At 43.3% G+C, this 22,329-nt stretch carries 19 protein-coding genes; 10 read left to right on the forward strand and 9 right to left on the reverse strand.

Going from position 1 to position 22,329, the window contains the following annotated elements:
• Positions 1-17: 17 nt before the first annotated feature.
• The 5 genes from ACJ67_RS02160 to ACJ67_RS02180 form a co-directional block, all read right to left on the reverse strand.
• Positions 18-2,279: a cation-translocating P-type ATPase gene (locus ACJ67_RS02160; protein ID WP_231587227.1), complete on the reverse strand. Its 2,262-nt coding sequence runs from the start codon at positions 2,277-2,279 to the stop codon at positions 18-20.
• 67 nt (positions 2,280-2,346) lie between these two features.
• Positions 2,347-5,445 (reverse strand): efflux RND transporter permease subunit, encoded by a 3,099-nt coding sequence (locus tag ACJ67_RS02165; protein ID WP_049637700.1) that lies wholly within the window; start codon positions 5,443-5,445, stop codon positions 2,347-2,349.
• A 9-nt stretch (positions 5,446-5,454) separates the two neighbouring features.
• Positions 5,455-6,633, reverse strand: a complete 1,179-nt coding sequence (locus tag ACJ67_RS02170) for an efflux RND transporter periplasmic adaptor subunit (protein ID WP_049637701.1) — start codon at positions 6,631-6,633, stop codon at positions 5,455-5,457.
• A gap of 9 nt (positions 6,634-6,642) precedes the next feature.
• Entirely contained in the window at positions 6,643-7,920 is a 1,278-nt protein-coding gene (locus tag ACJ67_RS02175) for a TolC family protein (protein ID WP_231587228.1), read from the reverse strand.
• 66 nt (positions 7,921-7,986) lie between these two features.
• A complete protein-coding gene (locus ACJ67_RS02180) occupies positions 7,987-8,328 on the reverse strand; it encodes a hypothetical protein (protein WP_231587229.1) in 342 nt (113 codons plus the stop codon).
• Between the two features lie 287 nt (positions 8,329-8,615).
• Between ACJ67_RS02180 and ACJ67_RS02185 the strand changes: the two genes are divergently transcribed.
• The 4 genes from ACJ67_RS02185 (at position 8,616) to ACJ67_RS02200 (ending at position 12,564) form a co-directional block, all read left to right on the forward strand.
• Positions 8,616-10,307, forward strand: coding sequence for a phosphoethanolamine transferase (locus tag ACJ67_RS02185; RefSeq protein WP_049639726.1), 1,692 nt, complete (start codon positions 8,616-8,618; stop codon positions 10,305-10,307).
• A 30-nt stretch (positions 10,308-10,337) separates the two neighbouring features.
• Entirely contained in the window at positions 10,338-10,778 is a 441-nt protein-coding gene (gene flgB / locus ACJ67_RS02190; RefSeq protein ID WP_049637703.1) for a flagellar basal body rod protein FlgB, read from the forward strand.
• Between the two features lie 501 nt (positions 10,779-11,279).
• Positions 11,280-12,002, forward strand: a complete 723-nt coding sequence (locus tag ACJ67_RS02195) for a ZIP family metal transporter (protein WP_049637704.1) — start codon at positions 11,280-11,282, stop codon at positions 12,000-12,002.
• A gap of 115 nt (positions 12,003-12,117) precedes the next feature.
• Positions 12,118-12,564 carry an MgtC/SapB family protein gene (locus ACJ67_RS02200; RefSeq protein WP_197080649.1) on the forward strand — a complete coding sequence of 149 codons (447 nt, stop codon included), beginning with the start codon at positions 12,118-12,120 and terminating at the stop codon, positions 12,562-12,564.
• Between the two features lie 71 nt (positions 12,565-12,635).
• Here the strand turns inward: ACJ67_RS02200 and ACJ67_RS02205 are convergent, their stop codons facing one another.
• From ACJ67_RS02205 to ACJ67_RS02215, 3 genes are read right to left on the reverse strand one after another with little or no spacing between them, the layout of a single operon-like run.
• Positions 12,636-12,842 (reverse strand): antitoxin Xre/MbcA/ParS toxin-binding domain-containing protein, encoded by a 207-nt coding sequence (locus tag ACJ67_RS02205; RefSeq protein WP_049637705.1) that lies wholly within the window; start codon positions 12,840-12,842, stop codon positions 12,636-12,638.
• 52 nt (positions 12,843-12,894) lie between these two features.
• Entirely contained in the window at positions 12,895-13,518 is a 624-nt protein-coding gene (locus ACJ67_RS02210) for a hypothetical protein (protein ID WP_156171630.1), read from the reverse strand.
• Positions 13,496-13,930, reverse strand: coding sequence for a helix-turn-helix transcriptional regulator (locus ACJ67_RS02215; protein ID WP_049637707.1), 435 nt, complete (start codon positions 13,928-13,930; stop codon positions 13,496-13,498). Before ACJ67_RS02215 ends, ACJ67_RS02210 begins: the two co-directional genes overlap by 23 nt.
• Before the next feature lie 98 nt (positions 13,931-14,028).
• Between ACJ67_RS02215 and ACJ67_RS02220 the strand changes: the two genes are divergently transcribed.
• From ACJ67_RS02220 to ACJ67_RS02245, 6 genes are all read left to right on the forward strand, one after another.
• Positions 14,029-14,286, forward strand: a complete 258-nt coding sequence (locus tag ACJ67_RS02220; protein ID WP_049637708.1) for a DNA-binding protein — start codon at positions 14,029-14,031, stop codon at positions 14,284-14,286.
• A gap of 207 nt (positions 14,287-14,493) precedes the next feature.
• Positions 14,494-15,414 (forward strand): TnsA endonuclease N-terminal domain-containing protein, encoded by a 921-nt coding sequence (locus ACJ67_RS02225; RefSeq protein ID WP_049637709.1) that lies wholly within the window; start codon positions 14,494-14,496, stop codon positions 15,412-15,414.
• Positions 15,411-15,986: a hypothetical protein gene (locus tag ACJ67_RS02230; RefSeq protein ID WP_049637710.1), complete on the forward strand. Its 576-nt coding sequence runs from the start codon at positions 15,411-15,413 to the stop codon at positions 15,984-15,986. The genes ACJ67_RS02225 and ACJ67_RS02230 overlap by 4 nt, the downstream gene beginning before the upstream one ends.
• A gap of 53 nt (positions 15,987-16,039) precedes the next feature.
• Positions 16,040-17,701 carry a hypothetical protein gene (locus ACJ67_RS02235; RefSeq protein ID WP_156171631.1) on the forward strand — a complete coding sequence of 554 codons (1,662 nt, stop codon included), beginning with the start codon at positions 16,040-16,042 and terminating at the stop codon, positions 17,699-17,701.
• Positions 17,698-19,170 (forward strand): ATP-binding protein, encoded by a 1,473-nt coding sequence (locus tag ACJ67_RS02240; protein WP_049637712.1) that lies wholly within the window; start codon positions 17,698-17,700, stop codon positions 19,168-19,170. Before ACJ67_RS02235 ends, ACJ67_RS02240 begins: the two co-directional genes overlap by 4 nt.
• Positions 19,167-20,864, forward strand: coding sequence for a TnsD family Tn7-like transposition protein (locus ACJ67_RS02245; protein WP_049637713.1), 1,698 nt, complete (start codon positions 19,167-19,169; stop codon positions 20,862-20,864). The genes ACJ67_RS02240 and ACJ67_RS02245 overlap by 4 nt, the downstream gene beginning before the upstream one ends.
• A gap of 12 nt (positions 20,865-20,876) precedes the next feature.
• On the opposite strand, the gene ACJ67_RS02250 is transcribed toward ACJ67_RS02245, so the two are convergent.
• Positions 20,877-22,142: a TniQ family protein gene (locus tag ACJ67_RS02250; protein ID WP_049637714.1), complete on the reverse strand. Its 1,266-nt coding sequence runs from the start codon at positions 22,140-22,142 to the stop codon at positions 20,877-20,879.
• Positions 22,143-22,329 lie beyond the last annotated feature (187 nt).

Below are 22,329 nucleotides of genomic sequence, written 5' to 3' on the forward strand. Positions count from 1 at the left end.
GGCTTTAACTAGTGGTTTCATGGCCTATTCGCGGCTTCATAACTCATTAGTCTTAAGCCATTCATCACTACGATCAAACTAGCGCCCATGTCTGCAAATACAGCCATCCACATGGATGCATCCGCGAATAGTGCCAGTATTAAAAAAATAAACTTGATACCAAGTGCAATAGCAATGTTTTGCCACAGAATCGTATGGGTTTGTTGAGACAGGCGAATGGTTTCTGGCAGCCGACGTAGGTCATCATTCATCACAAGAACATCAGCTGCTTCCATGGCTGTGTGTGTTCCAGCTGCACCCATTGCAAAACCAATGTCTGCTCTTGCTAATGCTGGAGCATCATTAATACCATCACCGGTCATAGCTGTGGTGCCATATTTTTGCTGAAGCGCTTCGATTTCCTTAAGTTTATCTTCGGGCAACAAATTTCCTTTAATCTCAGTAACACCAGCCTGCATGCCTACTGTTTTTGCTGTTGCCTCATTGTCTCCGGTCAACATTACCGGGGCCACGCCTAATTTCTTTAGTTCCTCTATCGCTATGGTAGAGAATGGTTTGATAGTGTCTGCGACAGCGAAAATTGCCAGTACCTTTTCATCATTAGCAAGTAAAGAAACTGTCCGACCAGCATTCAAATATGAACCAAGTCGAATTTCTAGGTCATCCGTGCTTAAATTGAGTTCTTTAATCCACCTATGATTGGCTAGATAGTAAGTTTTACCTTTAATAGCTCCTTGAACACCTCTGCCGGCGACTGCTTTGAAATCAGAGACATCTTTCAATTTACCAGATGATTTTTCAGAGATTGCTTTGGAAACAGGGTGGTCAGACCTATATGCCAAACTAACAGCAATACCCTCGATTTCGGTCTTATTTTCTTCGCCATCTAACATCACGGATGCAACCAACTTAGGCTTGCCTTCAGTGATTGTTCCAGTTTTATCTAATGCCACAGCTTTGATCTTGCGAGCTTCTTCAAGGTATACGCCACCCTTGATCAGAATGCCACGCTTCGCTGCTGCAGCTAAACCACTGACTACCGTAACGGGTGTGGATATGACTAAAGCACATGGGCAGGCTATCACTAACAGTACCAGAGCCTTGTAAATGGATTGCAACCAAGTCCAACCCATCAGCCAGGGCATTAGAAGCGCTACTGCTAGTGCCAACACGAAAACGGCTGGCGTATAAACTGCCGCAAACCTATCTACAAATCGTTGAGTAGGTGCTCTTGAGCCTTGAGCTTGTTCTACAGCCTCGATAATCCTGGAAATGGTGCTGTTAGTTGATAGTGCTGTGACTCTCATTTCCAGTTCTGCTGCCTGGTTAATGGTCCCAGCATAAACTTCATCTGCCGGGGATTTATCGATTGGCAAGCTTTCGCCCGTTACAGGTGACTGATCAACTGCGCTTTGACCAGCTATAACAATCCCGTCAAGAGGAATTCGCTCGCCGGGCTTGACCCGTACTTTCGCATCTATCTGGATATCTTCTACAAGTTCACGCTTCCAGGAACCATCAGGCTGCTGAACCTCAGCATTCTCTGGGGTAAGTGCCATCAGGCTTTTAATTGCATTGCGGGCGCGATCAACGGCCTTAGCCTCAATAGCTTCTGCGATTGCATAGAGTGCCATAACCATGGCAGCTTCTGGCCACTGACCGATGAGGAACGCACCAGTTACTGCTACAGTCATTAGCGCATTGATATTCAATCGTCCTTGCGTCAGCGCTTTGAAACCTTTCACGTAAACTTCCAAACCAGCCAGTACAATTGCAATGCCTGCTAAGGCCATACTTAAGTTATTAATTTCCTGAAAGTCTGGAAACGCGAAATCGAGTGCCTCTGCCAAGACCGCAAGAACTAATGCACCTAGCAATTTCCCCCATGTCGCCCAAAATCCTTTTTCAGGCTCAATTAGGTTTGGAGAGTCTGCCTCGGGATCAATTAATTCAGGAGTGAAACCTGCTTTTCGAATGGCCTCTACAGCTTGGATCACGCTGTTCGAATCCGCATCTATTCCTAGCTCTCGTTTTCCAAGGTTAAATCTCAGACTGCGTATTGTTTCAATCTTACCCAATGCACGCCTGATTTCTGCCTCTTCCGCAGCGCAATCCATTTCTTCAATTCGTAATGTAGCTAAATCTCTAATATTCGAGATGGTAGCCTGAGCTTCATGCACCACATCTTCACTGGATACAGAAGTCACTTCTTCAGGTGTTTTACTACAACAGTTTAAGCAGTCCTTACCATCATTTTGGGTATCTTTTGAATCATTCACGACATTGCTCCTAATGAATACTTAACTAAATGGTCAGGCAGTAGCCCCACCTGACCCAGTTTGGTAATTAACTAGCTTTGCGAGACATCCCTTTTTCGTTTGCTTCCCTTCTGGTTTCCATCCAGTCATAGGCAACGGGTAAGAAAACTAGTGTCAACACGGTAGCAGTGAGTAAGCCACCAATCACCACCACTGCAAGTGGTCGGAGGATTTCAGAGCCGACACCTGTTGCAAGCAGGAATGGGATGAGGCCGAAAATTTCAACCATTGCCGTCATCATAACCGGCCTCAAACGAAGGGTTGTGCCTTCTAATACCGCTTCATCAATTGTTTTGCCTTCTTCTCGCAGGCTATTGATGAATTCGACAAGGACAATACCGTTCAACATTGCTACGCCGAACACGGCAATAAATCCAATTGCAGCAGGAACTGAGAGATACTGCCCTGCTATAGCCAGTGAAAAGATGCCCCCAATCGCAGCAAACGGTACGTTGGCGATGATCAGCCCTGCGTATCTGAATGAATGGAAGGCTGTATACAGAAGGACGAAAATTAACCCGATGGTAAGAGGCACGATGATCGCCAGTTTGGTCATAGCACGTTGCTGGTTTTCAAATGCACCACCCCATTCAATCCAATAACCACTAGGCAACTTCACTTTCTGATCAATGGCTGCTTGGGCCTCTTTAACGAAGCCATCAATATCGCGACCTTGGACATCCATTTGAATAACCGCATAACGCTGCAATTGCTCACGTCTAACAAATGAATAACCTTCTTCGATATTGACACTTGCAACCTGAGAGAGCGGAATCAAAGCACCTTGAGCGGTTGAGATTGGAATATCGTTGATGGTTCTAATGTCACTTCGATATTCAGGCTGGAGCCAGACTTGGATGGCAAAGCGTTTAACGCCATCAATCAGAGTCGATACTGGTTTACCGCCAATGCCAGACTGAACCACTTGAAGCACATCATCTGCATTGATGCCATAACGAGCAATCGCCTCTCTATCGACATTAATAATCAGTTGAGGCTTACCTACGTTTGCTTCCAGCGCAAGATCCGCTACGCCATTAACTTTAGCAACAACTCCTTTTACCTGATTGGCAATACGGTCAATGGTTGCAAGGTCTTCGCCGTAGACTTTTGCGGATAAAGTAGCCCTGACCCCAGAAATCAACTCCTCTACCCGGGACTGAATTGGCTGAGAAGCAGAGATGACCGCTTCAGGCACATCCTCTTCAGCCTGTTCTTGAAGTTTCGCTGCCAGGTCACCATAAGTGATTTTCTTGGGCCAGGTATCTGCTGGATTTAGATGAACTAATACCTCCATGGAATTAACATCTGCGGTTTCGCCTTTTTCAGGTCGACCAATCATGGCAATGCTGCTCTTAACTTCAGGTGTTTTCTTCAGGCTTTTAGCTACGCGATCAGAAACTGAAATGGATTGCTCCAAAGAAGTAGATGGAATCCCGGTAACTCTAAAAAGAATGTCTTGTTCCTGAAGGTTAGGCATAAATTCTTTACCCAAGAATGGGAACATCGCCAATGCTGCAACAAAGGCAATACCTGTCGCGCCAACGACAATTTTCTTATTCGCAAGACACCATTTTAGAAGGGAAACATAGCGAGGTTTCAAAAGGCGAATCAGCCAAGGATCTCTTTCTTCTTTTGGTTTCAGAGCCAAAGAACAAAGTACAGGGATGAGTGTCAACGTCAGGATCATCGAACCAATCATGGCGAATGTCATGTTGATTGCTAGTGGCTTAAATAACTTTCCTTCCAAGCCTGTCAAAGAAAAGATAGGTAGAAATACCACTGTAATGATGAGAACGCCAAACGTAATTGGGTTGATAACTTCACGGGAAGCATCCAGCACAATCTTCGTTCTATCCACATTTTGACCAGCATAGTGGGCTAATCGACGGAAACAGTTTTCTACAAGCACCAATGGACCATCGATTGTCATACCAAGCCCAATGATTAAACCACCTAAGGACATCAGGTTTGCCGATATCCCGTATTTCTCCATGAATATGAATGCAATCAAACGCCCCATTGGAATCGCAACAACTACCACCAGAGCAGAGCGCACCTCACCCAACAGCATGAAGAGCACAACGATTACTAGCAATGCACCTTCAACCATTGCACGATCGGCCATTTTAATCGCTTTGTCGATAATGGCTGTGCGGTCATAAACCGTTTCAAGAGTGACGCCCTTTGGTAACGTAGCCTTCACCAGCTCTAGTTTCTTTTTAGCGGCATCTACCACTTGCTGAGCATTTTCACCAATTCTGGCAAGCACCATGCCCATCACTACTTCTTTACCATCCTGAGTGACTGCACCGAATCTCGGACCTGCACCTTCAATGACTTTGGCGATGTTTTCTACATAGACCGGAGTGCCTTGTTTTTCAGAAACAACTATACGTTCAATGTCTCGACTGTTCTTAACCAGACCCAAGCCGCGAACCAGGAATTGTTCTTGGCCAATATTGATGTACTGGCCTCCAACTTGATGGTTATTCGAGGTTAGTCTTTCAATCACTCCAGAGAATGTCAGGCCGTACTTAAACAACTTCTGAGGGTCAATTTGAACCTGAAATTGTTTCTCGTTACCACCCCAGGATGTAATGTCATCAACCCCTGAGACTGTACGCATTACCATTCTTACGCTCCAGTCATGCAAGGTTCGTAGGTCAGTGGTAGATTGTTTATCGGAATTGAGCGTGTACCAGAGAACCTGGCCTAAACCAGAGGTGTTCGGACCAAGGGTTGGCTCTCCATAACCCGCTGGCATTCTTGACCGAGCATCCGCCAGTTTTTCACCCACCAAAAAGCGTGCTTGTTGAATGTCCGTAGTGTCATTGAAATACACGCTGACATATGACAATCCAAACAGTGAAACTGACCTGATTTCCTCAATACCTTTGAGACCGGCTAAAGAGCTTTCAACGGGAAACGTAATCAGTTTTTCAACATCCTCTGAAGCTAGCCCAGGGGATTCCGTATACACGTTTACCTGAACAGGGGTTACATCTGGGAAAGCATCCAAAGGCACTTCCTGCCATGCTTTGACTCCAAAAAATGCAGCAACTATAAACGCCAGAATGACCAGAAGTTTATATTTTAGCGCAGCATCTAATATCCAATTTAGCATGCTGTTCTCCTAGTGCTCATCGCTGATTTGAGATTTGAGCTGTCTGGCTTTTAGCGCATATACACCAGTCTGAACAACGAGTTCACCTTCTTTGAGGCCAGATTTAATCTCAACTACCTCGTTATATCTGGAGCCTAATTCAACTGCCCTTGGAGTGAAGCCGCCTTTCTCATTGATATACACATTTGGAATGCCTTGTACCATTACCACTGCGGAGTTTGGAACAACAAATACATCCTTGGTCCCGGCATGGCTGAACAGTACTTTTGCAAACATATCAATGCGTAGCTTGAGGTTAGGATTGGGAAGCTCGATCCGGGCTTTTACTGTGCGAGTAGTCTTATCAACCACGCTTGATAAATAACTGACCTTACCCTGGAAAACCTCATCTGGATAAGCTGTGACTGTGACACTGGCTGATTTACCAACAGCTAGGGATTGCAAGTCTCGTTCTGGAACATCTGCATCAATCCAAACTGAAGACATGTCTGCAATAGTGAAAATCGTGTTTGCAGGACTAGCTAACTCACCGATCACTACATTTTTCTCAATCACAATGCCGTCGAATGGCGCTTTGAGTAAATAGGTTGAACCATTTTGTTCTGTCAAACCGCCATACATTCGCAATCTCTCTGAGTCTGCATACAGGGCTGATTTAGCTCTCTCTAGTGCAGATTGTGACTCGATCAATTGTTTCTGAGGAACAACCTTGTCTTCATACAGTTTTGAAATTCGATCAAAGTTGGCCTGAGCCAGCGCCAAGTCTGTTTTAGAGCTTCTGTATTGGGCTCTCGCTTCACCCATTTGAATACTATCGATCTCAGCTAATATCTGACCTGTTTTAACTCGGTCTCCAAGATTGGCAATCACCTTGGAAAGCTTGCCTTCAATTCTAGGAGTTACATGGGCAAGTTTATTTTGGTTAGCCTGAATGTTAGCTGTAAACGTTAACTGGTCTTGAACGGCACTCTTGGATGCAGGAGTAACTGTTAATTGGCTTTGCTGGACTTCAGTATTACTTAATTTAATCACATCTTCATTAGCTTCACTCTCCTCAGGAACTGAAGAGATGGCCTTGGTTTCTGAATCTGGAACATCTTTTGAGCTGCATCCACTTAGGAGCATGAAAAAGATAATTGCGGAGAAAACCAGTGCAAATAGATATAATTTTCTGAGGAAAGTTAACATTTTTGTTTCCTATTCTTGTGTAGCTGAAGCTAATGGGGACAGCCAGCCTGAAACATATTCCAACTCAATCTGTACAAGGCGAAGATCTTTTTGTGTTTCAATGATGTCGCGTTGAGCATCCACCACTTGTCGTTGCACAATCAGTAATTGCGGCAATCCAATTTCACCGTTTTCGAATGCCTTTTTGGAAAGCGTCAGGTTTTCCTCTAGCTTGGGATAAACTTCACTGTTCAAGCGTCTGACTCGATCCTTGATGTTCTCTCTACGCAACCAGGCGGCTTCAATGACTGCTTTGGCATTACGTGTCTCAGAAGTCAGGTTGATTTCTGATTGAGTGAGCTCTGCTGTTGCTCGACCTATGCCAGTCGCATTGCGACGGAAAATCGGCAGCGGCATAGATACGCCGATGGATGAAATATTGTCACTGCCAGCGAGACTGGCCTCCGTCGTATTGATTAGAGACACAGTTAGGTCTGGGTAACGCATACTTTTTTGCAGCTCTAAACGCGATCTGGCAGAGGCTTCTTTACTTGTGAGAGATTGAATTCCTGGGCGGGTATCAAGCTTGTTGAATAATTCTTGTAGAGTGTATTGCGTTTGGGCTGGAGTTAACTCCCCAGCCACTTCTGGAAATTCATTTGCCTTAAGCTGCATGGTGGCTGCCAGTTGAGTTCTTGCACGCAACAATTGTTCATTGAGGGAGATCAATTGGTTACGCGCACGCTCCGCATCTACGATGGCCAAATTCCCATCAAGCAAACTATCCTCACCGGCGCTTACTCTCTTGCGAGACAACTGCGTATTTTGCTCGATGAGTTTTAGAATGCGCTGTTCAACTTCAATACGCTTTTGGACAGCAAGTACATTGATGAACTGCTCTTCTAATTGCGCATGCAGAGCGCGATATTCTTCAGCAATATCTTGGGAAATTGCAGTTTTACTTTCTTCTGCAGCTTGTCTACGAAACCGTTGCTGCCCGGCAATTTCGAAGGTCTGGGAGATACCGATACCATATTCACCTCTGTAAGGGTCAGATGCGCCGGTTTGAGCAATACGGCGGGTTCTACCTTCCAAGTTCAGTGTCGGGTTGTAATAGAGCGGGCCAGAAGCATCTTGGAACTCGCCAGCAGGAATACTCTGATTGGCGATTAAGCGCTTTAAGTCCGGGTTGTTCTGGGCAGCAATAGTCCAGGCTGCCTCCAGCGTTAATGGCTCAGCATTGGTAACTGAACTGATTAAGAAAGCTATTAATACAAACAGCCATCTTATAGACGATGAATCATACACGGTAAGACCTCTCTCGTTGGATCAATAACCAAGATGCTGAAATCACTCAGCATCTTAAAAATTTAATCAAACAAGCGCAGGAGGTCTGTAGAGACTTTTAAGGACTGGATTGGTGAACTGATCTTTAGATTCAATGTTGTAGGTAGATGAATCTAAATCAGGAAGAATGTGACTAATTCCACTCGTCTCAATGGCTGTGATGTGAGCAGAGATATGGCAAGCATGATCACAAAATTGTTCTGAGATTGGTACATTTATGATATCAGAATTGCTATTCACTTGGGATTTGTTAATCAGGTGAACATCCTGCATGACTGCTTGAGACGAAACAACATCATCAAACAAAACTTCAGGCGAGAAAGCCCACGCCGATGAGCTCAGAACTGAGACCAGCGCAAGAAATGCCATGAATTTTCGGATTAGTTGAAACATGCTTTTTTAATTTAGCAATAACTCATTGATTAGTCAATAATTTCCATGTATCGAAACGTACAGAATCCATCTTCGGAATCATTCTTAAAAAAACCAAGTTTTGACTCTCAGCTTCTGCAAACTTTGCATAATAAAAAATTACGATCCTGCAAAACTTGCAGGAATTTACGTGCCTGACTGAATATTTCCATTAATAATCAATGTGATAAGAATTGGCATACGGTTTGCTGATTTCTGATGATTGCCATCAGAAAAATGAGCCCATGTTTTTAGAAAACTTAAAATCAAAGATTTCGAAATACTTGCCTGTTCCAAAGACTCAAAATGCCTGGATCATGATGGCATCCTTGTTCATTATGGTGACTGGCAACATTTCGCTTTGCCAAAACCTGTTGAAGACGTATCCACTCAGCCTTAATAATCTTCCGTTCCTGGCATCATTATTCGTTTTCTTTTTCGTCACGCTAACAATCGTCATTCAAATACTTTGCATTGGTAAATCTGCAAAGTGGGTTTTAGCTGTTCTGCTGATTGTTTCTTCTCTGAACGCATATTTCATGGATAGCTTTGGTGTAGTGATCGACCACACCATGATGGATAACGTTGCTCAAACCGATCAGAGAGAGTTGCAAGGTTTAATCACATTTGAATTGGTGGCCAGATTGATCTTTTTGGGTCTGATCCCGGCATTTCTTGTGATTAAAAACTTTCCAAAGCAGATGGAGTTTTCTCAGGAATTCAAGAGTCGCATTAAAGCTATTTCCAGCCTGGCTCTAACTGCGATCATAGTGGTTGCACCATTCACTGCTGGGTATGCGTCATTTATCAGAGAGCACAAAATCGTAAGGTTTTATGCGAATCCAACATTCTCGATTTATTCTGCTTATAAATATGTAAATCAAGAAGCCAAAGTTTTTGAAGCACGGAATGTCCCTTTAAAAACGATTGCCACTGACGCCTACAGAAACACTCCAAACAACAACAAACGTAAGCTTGTCATCGTTGTTGTAGGTGAAACAGCACGGTATGACAGGTTTGCGTTAAACGGGTACCGACGCGCCACCACTCCTAATCTGGAAGCTGCAAACGTTGTCAGCTTTAGTAATGTCAGTGCTTGCGGTACCTCCACCATGGTATCCGTACCATGCATGTTCTCTTCCCTAGGGCAACGTGGTTATAACAAAGAGACGGCTTTGAAGCAGGAGAATGTGATTGATGTGCTGGCCAGAAACGGCATTGATGTTTTATGGCGCGACAATAACTCAGACTCGAAAGGTGTTGCACTTCGAGTTAAATATCAAAATTTTCAATCAACAAACCTCAATCCAATATGTGATCCAGAGTGCCGTGACGTAGGTATGTTAGATGGCTTGGATAAGCACATCCAATCAAAAAATGGCAAAGACATTCTGATCGTATTGCATCAGATGGGTAATCACGGTCCTGAATATTTCCGACGTTACCCAAAGGCATTTGAGAAGTTTAGCCCCGTGTGTAAGTCGAAAGAACTTAAAGATTGTACTAAGCAAGAGATCGACAATGCTTATGACAATGCGATTCTCTATACAGATTACTTCCTATCCGAAGTGATTAAGTTTCTTAAGCCATACGAAGAAAACTACGATGTGGGAATGATGTATATCGCCGATCACGGTGAGTCACTAGGCGAGTATGGAATGTATCTTCATGCAGCCCCGGTGGTGATTGCGCCTAAAGAGCAAACCAAAATACCTCTCATTGTATGGACTGGCAATTCGTCTGCTTTTCCAGAAAGCCACTTAAGGCAGCATAAAAATCTTGCATTAAGCCACGATGATGTTTTCTGTTCGCTGATGGTCGCTTATGACTTCAACAGCAACATGTGTAAGCCATATATGGAGGCTGCAAGACATTTACATAATTCACTGGATCATGATGCTGTTACAGCTGTAGTTGATAAGGGTATTTCAAGCTAATTTTTAGGATGTAATTTCGGGAGAAAAACTATGTTGAAAAAATTGGATGCCGAACTGAATGTTCTTCAAAATGCGCTGCGTATTCGCAGTCAGCGACAAGAGTTACTAGCTTCTAACATTGCGAATGCAGATACACCGCAATACAAGGCGAAAGATATTGATTTCAAGTCAGCCATGCAATCAGCTATGCAACAGGCAGAAACTAACGGAACTGCATCAGCAGATCCAAGAGCAGGTATTCTTAAACAAACTAGCAGCGAGCACCTGAGTGGAGATCCAGATCAAGTGAAAGGTCATTCTGGAGATGTTCTATTTCGCTCTTTAGTACAAGGCTCTGTAGATGGTAATACTGTAGACATGGATTTGGAGAGAAACGAGTTTGTAGATAACAGTGTTCGCTACGAAGCTGGCGTCACGTTAATGACAGATAAGCTTAAAGAAATGATGACCGCAATAAAAGGAGAAGGTTAACCGACCGTCGATTTAGTTGCCTCGCCGGCACGTGCCAGCTCCCTGACTGGCTGAACAGGCGGTGGAGGAAGGGAGTTATCAGTTTTATACCTCGGGAAAGGAATCCTGATAACTCCCAAATGCCACAGCGATATGGAAGTTATTCCAAACTAAAAATATTCTGGATATTTTATATATCTGTCGGTTTAGTATTGGCTTTTATTTCAGCTAATTTTTTTCGAACGCTCTGTGAAATTTCCTGTTTGCTTTTCCGTAATAGTTCAATTTGCTGACTATTAAGCATGCCATTTGCAGGAGGATTATTTTTCAGCATCTGATTCAATAGTAACGTGGACGGAGTAATGCTGTTCTCGTCAGGCCTGATTTTATCTTTGCTCAATGTAACCTCACTTTACTCGATATCAGACTTTTTAAATTAGTGGTTAGCATCTTATTTTAAAACTCTACCATGAAGTCTATGATCATGGCTGTATTACCCATTTAGACAGGAGATAACCTTTCATGCAGGCTGCGTTGAGCATTCTCACATTTGCTTTTTATCCTGCTTTGGCCGTAATCTTTGGAGGGTTCATTGCGCTATGGCGGCCGTTGAAACCTGGGACTGTCAGTGCTATACAGCACTTTGCTGCTGGTTTGCTTTTTTGCGCTCTGGCAACAGAACTCCTCCCGGACCTAGTGCACCGAAAACTTCCCTGGATCACCCTAATTGGATTCACCTTAGGGGTGATGGTCATGCTGACGGTTAAGCACTTTGCCGAGAAGACGGGGCAAAACACAATCAGTACCGCGACTGTACCTACAAGCCTGGTCGCCGTTCTTGGCATTGATGTGGCTTTAGATGGTTTGTTAGTGGGACTAGGGTTTGCTGCCGGGCAAAAGGAAGGCTTGCTGCTAACCATTGCACTTACTCTTGAAGTCCTATTTCTTGGATTGTCAGGAGCTGTAGCATTAGCCCAAGCTGGAAGTAGTCGCAAACATATACTCATGGTAACAATTGGCTTCGCTTTGATTTTACTCATCGGAGCACTAGCCGGCAGCACCTTGCTGGTTTTTGCGAGTGACACTGTTGTGGATGCCATCTTGGCGTTTGGCCTTGCTGCGCTACTGTATCTGGTCACGGAAGAATTGCTTGTTGAAGCTCATGAAGTGCCGGAAACCAGTTTCCAGACAGCGATGTTTTTCTTTGGATTCATTTTGCTGCTAACCATTGAAATGTTGATGTAGCCCTGCTTAACCATTTACACGAATCGAGACGCTTGATGTATTCAGAATACGCTCACGACAACGTCAACAATCAAGGCAAGCGAAATTGCTGTCCACTCCAGTGGGTGGGCAGATAATGGATTGGAATACCGAACTATTGCTGACCTTCCGTATTTTGTTAGCTGCCGTACTTGGTGGTCTCATCGGATGGGAACGAGAAAGCCATAATCGAGATGCCGGCGTTCGAACTTACATGGCAGTTGCAGTAGGCTCCTGCGCCTTCAGCATCGTCTCCAACCACATACCTGGTGTAGATACCCGAATCGCTGCGCAAGTCGTTTCAGGCATGGGTTTCATCGGGGCGGGAGTAATCCTACAAGTGCGAGGGCGCGTTCAAGGGTTGACCACAGCTGCGACATTGTGGGCAACTGCTGCTGTTGGTATGGCAAGTGCCTTCGGTATGTATCTGCTCGCCTGCCTAACCGCCTGCCTGATTTTTGGTACGCTTATTCTGAATCATCTTCCAGGTTGGGCAAACTTCATCAAAAGACATCACCCGGGCTCTGAACGAACTGATGAGTAAAGCCAGAGGCAAATATACTCTGTAAATAATAGGTTTGAATGAGATAAATTTGAAACGGATGGATAAGAGTTTTAAACGACGCTACCATCTTTAATTGCCTGCAGAATCTTTTTTACTTCAAGGACTCCGGCGTCTGTTTTTGCATAACCTAGAGGAGTGTCATTTAACAATTGATGAAACGTATTGAACCAAATGTCAGCTTGAGCATGGGAATCGAAAGTTTCAATCGCTAAGTTGTAAATCTCATTAGCAATTGATGATGTAGACTCAAGCTGCATGTGCACTTTCTCAGATCAATTGATACCAGTCGGCCCATTAAGATAACTAAATTTAGTAATAGCTTGGTTTTAGCCAGGGATGGCGAGCTGTTATAAATTGAAAGATTTTTCTTCGACCCCAAAATCTATAATAGGCATCTCGGAACATAAAACCGAACACTGTCCCTGTTAAATATCCAAATGCTAGGACTCTCATATCCGCAAATACATTCCATACTAGCGCAACAGCGAATGGGAGAAGCATAGTCAGTAAAATCATTTGGAGCGTGGCATAGCGACGGTCCTTGTTTGTGGGCTCTACCATTCTCATGGCGCCATCAGAAACAAGCAACATTTTATACGTATTGATAACTCTCACTTGAGAATGCCTGACCACTTTTTCATTAAGCAAACTTTTTATAAAGTTACTAATCGATGGATCTGTATTGATTGGACCTGTTTTGAGGATAGTCCAAATTCTGACTGGGAATAAGGCTACGCATTTGACCAGATTAAATAGACTTGATGGTTTGGTTTTTTTATTTATGTCTTTACGCGCAAGATAGTCATCATATTCTGAGGATATAGAGGAAATCAGGTGCAATCCAAGCTCACCTTTACTTTGAGCATTTTTTGCAGCCTCCCGAATAAGCCTCTTAAACTCCGTCAGATTTTCATCCTGCACGCTCATTTTCACTGATCGCACCTTTCATTTCTACCTTGTCATCGGTCAAATCGGGCCGTGTGATTCCTAACGCTGCCTCAGCAACTGTTTTAAATGCTTCGAATAATTGTTCAGGAGTGTATTCGACATCCACTCTTTCAACGAAAGAGTGTTGAACCATCATGTAAGCATTTTTCAGAATTAACCAATCAACTTTGTTACTGATAGATCTCTGTCCAGATGCAAGAAAACAAACATCGACCCCGTTCTTTCTAAGATTTTCCAAGTACTCCATTGTTGGCCAATTTTTCCCTGTCTCATAAAAAGATTGAGACGTAATCGAAACGCCTCCCAGTTTTGCAAATTCACCTTGCAACAACCCCATACGCCTCCGCTCAAACTTCAAACGGTCCGGCAAGCTTAGGAGCGTTTCATTATCTGACATTGAATTACCTTCTAGAATATTAATAATAATTATTGCACATCACTTAAAACTATGGCAAATTTAGGAACATTATTAAACATGTTTAATTTATCCACATAATGATTTCTTTCGACCAAGCAAAATCACATTTTCAGGCTGAAGGCATTTCAATCGCTGAATGGTCTAGGAGTTGGGGATTCAAGACAGCTTTGGTTTACCGCGTGCTCCGCGGTGAAGCCAAATGTTTGCGCGGCGAGTCACACAATATTGCAATGGCGCTTGGGATCAAGGAGAAAAGTCTGAATAGTGCCCTTCAAATCAGAATGAAGGAAACCTCAATGGAAGCGAATACTTCTGAAGGAGATGCTAGCAGCTGACAGCCAGATAAAAAAAGAAAAAGCCGAAATAAATTTCGGCTCTTCAGTTTTGTAAGGTTCCTGCGCCAACAGGAATTTGCTCACATCGACGAGAGCATATTGCGCCTATCAAAACTAAGAGTCAAGGGGTTTTTTTTCCTTAATTATTGGTAATGAAAGGATAGATATGCAATATCCAGTCATACCTCCTGTTCATGGAGGTAGGTAATGGCCAGGCAACCTAGAGTTACATGGGATTTTCTAAACAGGAAAATTGATGCTGGTGAAGGTAGCGGCTTCGGAGAACACTATCAAGCGTGGATCAAGATTAAACGCTCGAATCCTTCTAAAGTATCTTCGCAAGTATTCAAAAAAATCCCCCCATTTCATCGTGCTTTTCATTTCCTAAGCAAAGCCGAATACAAACTCGCTTTAATCTTCTCTTGGGCTGGCTGTCACTTTCGAGAGCAATTACCCATCTGGCCTTGGCATCATCCTCATCCAGAAGCCGGTCGTGAACCTGAAATCGAACGATATCTCCGACCATCTGCAGGAACCATTGAGCTTTGCAAAGAGGCTGGAATAGATCACGGCTGTTTTGTCGGGACAAATATCCCCTATGTTTGGACTATGGACTTTTGTATGCACCTTCCCTGGGTGGAAGATAAAACGAAAGCAAACGTCATGGTCTCCGCAAAACCTTCCGTACAACTAGATCCCGAAAATGCATATGACCACTCCCGGGTTCTGGAAAAGCTTGAAATTGAGCGACGGTATTGCCAAGAAATTGGTAGTGCATACCTTGTAGGAGATTACGGAGCTTTCCCTACCATGCTAATGATTAATCTCGATGCCATTGTTTCCTGTGCAGTCATTCCTCAAAGTCATTATGCCCACCAAATTAAAAATTCCTTTCTTGATAAACATGGTCATCATCTACAAAAAGAACACTTAGGTTTTACCAATGACGTTCTTAAGAGTGACTTTAAATGTTCAGAAAATGTAGCTGCACTAATTCAAAATAACCTGATTTGGAATCAAGTCATTGATGTGGATTTATCAAAATCCATCCTGCACTCCAAAGCTCCCATACCCGGGGGAATATCTATGAGAGCCTCCTTGCGTAGTAACCTGGAGAAAGCTTTATGAATTTACTACCAAATATGGTGTTGTCTCCTGTCGACAATAGAAGTCTGCTAATCCAACATCCTGTCAGAGTTCTGACTTCACATCTGATATCAGATTCAGTAACGGTGATTGAAGTGGCTCCCAGAGAGTCGACTAAAAAACGAAAATTCTTCACTGCACCCTTCAAGCTTAAAATTGCTCATATAGAGGCAGAGCTTGAAACCAAAGTAATGCGATGCCAGGACAGTATTAAAGCAAGGCCAGACGTTATAGCCTCGGATGAAGCATTAAACAAAAAGTATAAAAAGTTTCCTTGTTATTCAGTGAAAATCAGGGACTTTCGGTTTTCAGTCATACAAGAACTGGCTCCCACATCTCATGACTATTTCTTGTTTTTAGACTCACAATCCCGCAATGAAATCATCGAGAAATATCTTATCAATAAAGACAAGGCAAACAGCCAGCTCCTCAAGAGAGCAACCCAGCAAATTATTTTTCAATTTTTAGCTGAGGGATCCAAGAGAGAGTCTGTCACTCCATATACATCGGGAAAGGGAGCAAGAGGCGTAGAGCGTGAGCAAAAAAAAAGTTAGGTAGAAAAAATGCGGTGACCCAAGCCGGAGAGTTAAACCTCGAAGGCTTTGTCATGACTGAAGATGACAAAGAATGCTGTGCTTTCGCTTTCAGAAATTATTTAATGCGTGGTGTTACGATTCAACGCGCACTCGATAAGATGTGGCGGGAGTTCTATTCAGATCTAGCGATGGGGGACGATGGAAAAACCAAACTCATTCTAAAGCCTCGCAATCAGAGACCAAGTAAGCGACAGTTCAAACGCTGGGGCGAAAAATATTCTAATCAGGAAGCCTGGCAAAAAAGATTTAACCCGCTACAGCTTGCCAGAATTGATCGTAGCATCCTTGGAAACCAAACCGATGAAATAATAAATGTCGGTCAATTAGCTGGTATTGATTCCACTACAACCGATACAGAGTTTGTATCCGTTACCCATCGTTTAAAACGTATCGGCCAAGCTTACCGTATGTTGTTGGTGGATGGTTTGTATGGATACATACCAGGCTTCTATATGGGTATCGAAGCACCTAGTTATGAAACAGTAAAGCTGGCTTTCTTACATGCTGCATCGGATAAAACCGAATGGATAGAATCTTTAGGCCTGTCCGACATCATGACCGCTGCCGATTGGCTTCCTATCCAATTCGGGCATCTGAATGCAGATAATACAGATGCAAGAAACTCTAAAACAATGGCAGAGTTGGAGGCATTAGGCACTGGTGTCACCTACCTCCCTGTTGCCCGTTCAGATTTAAACTCTTTAGTCGAAACCAAACATCTGAGTTTACACAGAGCTTCCGATCATAAATTGATTGGTACTACGCAAGGGAAACTGCACACCAGAGGAGATGAAAAAGCCGACCATCTCGCAAGGCTGACCATCATCGAAGGAATACGAGAAACAGCGCGAGCAATTCACTATCTCAACACAGTCCCTCTTGAAAATGAAGAGATTACTCTCGAGATTCGCAGAGAGTTGATTAATAAAGGGCTAACAGTCAATCGACTCAACCTGACCCGCTTGGCAATGAGTCAGGGCAAGCTAGATTCATCCCTTAATAATTTCGAAGAATTGATGTGTATTTTTGGTACTCGGATAGAAGGCACATTTACCGCCAAAGGAGTAAAACTGCATAGAGGGAATTCGATCAAAAGAGAATTTATCGAGCCAATATGTTTTGTTTCTAAATCACCAGAAATGCTTAAAATTTTTCACGAAGCTAAAGTACATAGGGATGCTTCCCCGCTTCACTTTGTAGCCACTTTTTACATTAACCCATATTTTCCGAGCAAGATTTACTATCTGGACCCTTATTCAGGCGCCATACACGAGCTTGATCGTGAAACCAAGGATGAAGAGCGCGATGAACTCACACTCTATGACTATTTGGCTGCAATGGAAAATGATTCCTTGTACAACTACCAGACAGAGGAGGAACGAGATCAACGGAGAGCTGAATTAGATATTGGTATTGAAAATACAAACCAAATTGCCGAAAAAGAATATCAAGCTGCGAAAGCTAAATCACCCCCGATACCAAAATCTAAAATAGCTAAGGATAAAAAATTAAATCGACAAATTGAGAGATCAATTGCTAAACATGGGGTTCCAGAGCTCCCCGCCGAAATTCATTCTCAAGCTCATGCCCAAATTGCACCAGTACTTCCTAAGCTACCCAAATCTGAAGGCCGAAATCTCATTAATGAACTACTTTTGGGGCTTACCCAATGATTCCCTTCAATTTCCCGAACCCCTTGCTTGAAGGGCTGCCAGATTACAAAGAGATCAGAGAACTACACGAAGCGCTGCGCTATGACCCTCTTGAAGGAGTTGATGTCGAATCACTTAGTATCATGGAACGATATTCGCTACTCAATGGGGAAAAAGTACTTTTATACCCCACAGGTAAATCACTAATGGCGGCGTTGACCTGGCATGGGATGTTCCGAATTGGGCTTCAGAATAGAAACCCAATGATCGCTGCAAATCGCAAGAGATACTTTGAATTAATCGACCCCAATACCCTTTTAAAAACCATTAAAGCTCCCAGCGCTGGGATATCCGTAAACCTATTGATGGGACCAACCGGAACAGGTAAGTCTACGATCGTTAACAGGTTTTGCGCGACATTACCCCAAGTAATTATTCATGACAGAAATGATGGAGCCCTTTGGCAACAACACTCCCAGCTTGTCTATCTACGAGCAGACCTGCCCCATGATGGTAGTCGGCGCGGACTTTTAGAAAATATCCTCTTATCAATGGATGAGGCATTAGGCACCTCATATGCAATCCGTCTTCCAAAACAGCATAAGGGAGTAACTAATTTATGCTTGGCAACAATTAGAACATTGATCTCTCACCACACAGGCATCATTTTTTTAGATGAAGCACAACTAAGAAACCTTGTCCAAAACAGTCAGGCAAGTGTCATGCAGACTTTCTTAATGGAGTTTGCAAACAGTGGCATCCCCTTAGTTTTTTCTGGAAATGAGCGAGCATTTGATTGGCTAACCAGCAGTCAAGACATCACCAGAATTACGATTACTGAAACTGCGCATTTTCATCCTATTGGTGTGCTTGATGAGGAGGATTGGGAGGTTGAATGGCAATTACTCTGTGATCGCGGGATTATGAAGTTTTATGTGCTCCCTCAGCCAATAGTCGATTTCTCTGGTTGCTCCCAAATGTTATACAAGTGTAGTGGCGGCATCGCTAGATTAGCTCTCACTCTTTGGTGCTTAGCACAAAAGAAATGCTTATCAAACAAACTAAGTGAAAACTGTAGCATTTGCCCCGAAGACATTTATAAAATTTACCTGGGCAAATCTTTTACACTCTCAAGACCTTTAGCTGATGGCTTCAGGTACAAAAGTGCGAGTACATTAGCCGAATTTCCTGATGTTGATGTCGACTTTTACCAATTACATTGGCAAGGCACTCCACCTGCCGACTATCAAATCAACGCTGCAGCCCACCTAAGCGCACCTAATGAGCAAGTAACACAATCAGCTCATACGGATCGAGGGATGAGTGAACAGGCAAAGCTTAAGGCGCACCAAACACGCCAAAAAAACAAACAAAAAAGACTAGAACAATCACGAGTCGGGTTGTCTGATGAGGATATGCGTAAAAGCGGTCATATCCAACATAACATCGATCAGCTCGCTAAACTCAGGTCTGAAGTGGAGGACAAATGATCGACTCACTCAACTTACCGGCCATAACAGACGAAATGACATTTTTTTCTTTCATGTCATTAACCAGTGTATTAAATGGCCAGACTGGATTCCAGATCAGTAAAACGCTGCTCGGGAACGGTTCCGCTGGAACGAGACTCGACTTTCCTTCCCATTTAACGAACTTCTGCAGCAATACAGCTTACGCATACGGGTACCCTATAGATATAGCATTAAGTCACACTGTATTACCGTTCTATATTGCATTCCGCCCGTCCAACTTTGCTCGGGAATGTGTACAAATCATGTCAGGGAATAGTGTCGAAACATTGAAATTCAAGCTAGGCCTACCGCCAGCCCATCTAAAAGACATCGCGTTTCTTAAGTACTGCCCAGTATGCTTTGAAGAGGATATTAGTTCGTTAGGCATTGGATATTGGCATAGAGCGCATCAACTTCCTTCATCACAGGTCTGCGCCAAACATTCTCTGGCACTTGAAGAAATATCACTACGTGAAAACGGCGCGGATAAGAATACCCTGATGCTTCCATCTCGACACACGCCAAGTGTTTCAATTTGTCATGGGAGCACAATCAACCAGCTTTTTGCAATTTCCGTAATTTCCAAAAATATCCTTCATCACAATCTTCCAAATGGCTTTAATCCGAAACAATTACAAAACGCCTATTTACATGGTTTGAATCAGCAAGGTTTCTTGACAAAGCGTGGGCAGATTAGAGCGAGTCATTTCATGCTGCGCCTGGAACAATATTTTGCACATTTAAAAGATATTCCAGTCTACGAAAGGTTATTACGATCAGAGAACATTCCATACTTTTTGAAATTAATCAGAAAACCACGCGGCTATTACAATCCGGTTGCGCATGTGCTTCTAATTCAATTCCTGTTCGGGACTTGGGAGCTATTCAACTCTGTATACCTATGGGAAAGCCAATTTCAATTGGATTTGGATACTGAGCCAGTGTTACAAGCCATAGAGATAGATGATCACCTGATAGAGATATCTCAGCGCCATGCTGCGGGCGAATCCCTCAGTAGTCTTGCCGATATTTTTGAATATGACTTGGGTACTTTGATGCGAAAGTTGGGAAAGTCTGGCCTAGTCACCATAAACCGCCGACCTAAAAAGCTCACCCAAGAAATATTGGAACAGATAGAGGGTTTGCTTGATGAGGGCCATCAACTCAAGCATATTCAGAACATCACAAGCCTATCAAAAGCGACCATAGACAGAGTGTTATGTAGTCATCCCGACATTAAAAGACAGTGGGAAACCAAGCGAGCCGAGCGGATGAGGGATGCCAAAAGAAATGAGTTGAACGCTTTGATTGAAGTTAACCCTGAATACAGCAAGAGCGATATAAAAATGGCCATCAGTACAGCGATTAAATGGCTTTCAAGCAACGATGCCCAATGGCTTAATCAGATTTATAAATCAATACCTGATAAAAAAGTGGAGCGCATAGATCATCAAAAACGACAGCGAATTGATTGGCAGAAAAGAGATGTTGAGTGCCTGTCAGCGTTACGCATGCTAGGCCATTTTGAGCTTGAGTGCTGGGAACGTTTAAAACCACCGATTTTCCTCAGACGTTTGCCGGCCCTATCATTCACTCCAAGACTTGAGAAATTACCTCAATCGAAGCAGTGGATCTTCGAGGAGCTAAAACGGATGCAAAATTTGAAAGTCTAGAATAGCTCGGAATTAATGAGGCCTATCCTTACTGTTTATCCTATTCAGCCTCTCTGTGCTTTTCTGCATCAACGCCTCTTTGATCTGATTGAGTATTTCGCCGAACTGGTTGCCAGCACTTCTAACCACTTGCTCGAAATGCTCACGATTAACTCCAGGCCGTGAAAGAATTTCAGCTAACGTAGCTCCTTTATAAAAGTCAGCCAAAGCCTTGATAGTTTCAAGGGATAGATTAGTTAATGGAGGTAAGCCGTATTTGATCAAATTTTGACGAACTTGGTCGTAGTCCCCTCCGATGTCATCAGCAATTGCTTTACCGGTTCCGAGATTCTTTATGTAAATCTGTCTTAAATCGTTTCCACGCCAAAATTCGGCATTTCTTTTGATCAGGGCACGACGTGGTTTCAACTCCATGTTCGAGGAATTATTTAGCGTCATTAATGCCTCATCCGCTGAGTCGAATAAAACAGCCGCAGCCAGTACATAATTAGTGACATTGTGATTTTGCAGACGGAACACCGCCGCTCCATCAATCGTTTTCAATGCCTTATTAGTCACTTTGGCTTTTAGTGTGGGAAAGTTACGCAATAGCCAATCTGAAGATATTTCTTCGACCAATACGTCACTAATACATCTGGCAGATTTAGCCGGCGAAGTATTGAATCCTGCTTTCTTTGCCTGCTGCTCCAGCACCAATGACACATGATCAGCTGACAGCGTTAATGAATTGCTGATTAAACCATCAAATATCTCAACGTACTTTTGTATGATTTCGTGCTGACTCTCAAGTGGCTCTTGAATAATCGATTGTTCGTGAAGCAAACCAAATTGACCTGGGCCAGGAATATCATCAAGAGATGAGAAGCCTAAACGACACTTGTGCTTCAAACACCAATCAATGCCAGTCACTTGATGGATTCTTCTGAGATAGGGGAACCCTTGCCCAATATACTCCCAGTCTTCCTCAATGCATTGATGGCAAAATTTGACAGGCTTCTGCATTTTACGCATTGAAATGCTTATTTGATGCGCTTCACTGTAGGTCTTGAAATAGATTGCATGTTTCGCAGGAAACAACGTATTTTGCTGTATCAACTCCTTGACTGGCCGATCAAGCAATTTAGCTATTTTGGGAATTGAATCCGGTGAATCGTGGGGAGGTAATGGAGCGATAAGTTTATTGAGCTGTGGAATATCTAAACAGCTATTTTGGACTGCGAGACGGCTAAAGTATCCATGCAGCCATTCTTCAGGCATCAATGCTGAGACTTCGAGCATTGATCTCTTTTCTTTTGACGGTGTAACCAAACCGCAATTATGGTTAGTGCTATTAGACCCAGCGTTCCAATAATCGCTAAGAAATAAGCAACATTGAGCATATAGAATCTCGGCAATATCTATCAATAAGACGCTTTAATACTACTTGATTTTGAGACAATAGGCGACCCTTGAATGTTCTGTATTT

This window comes from Methylophilus sp. TWE2 (assembly GCF_001183865.1).
Lineage (GTDB): Bacteria > Pseudomonadota > Gammaproteobacteria > Burkholderiales > Methylophilaceae > Methylophilus.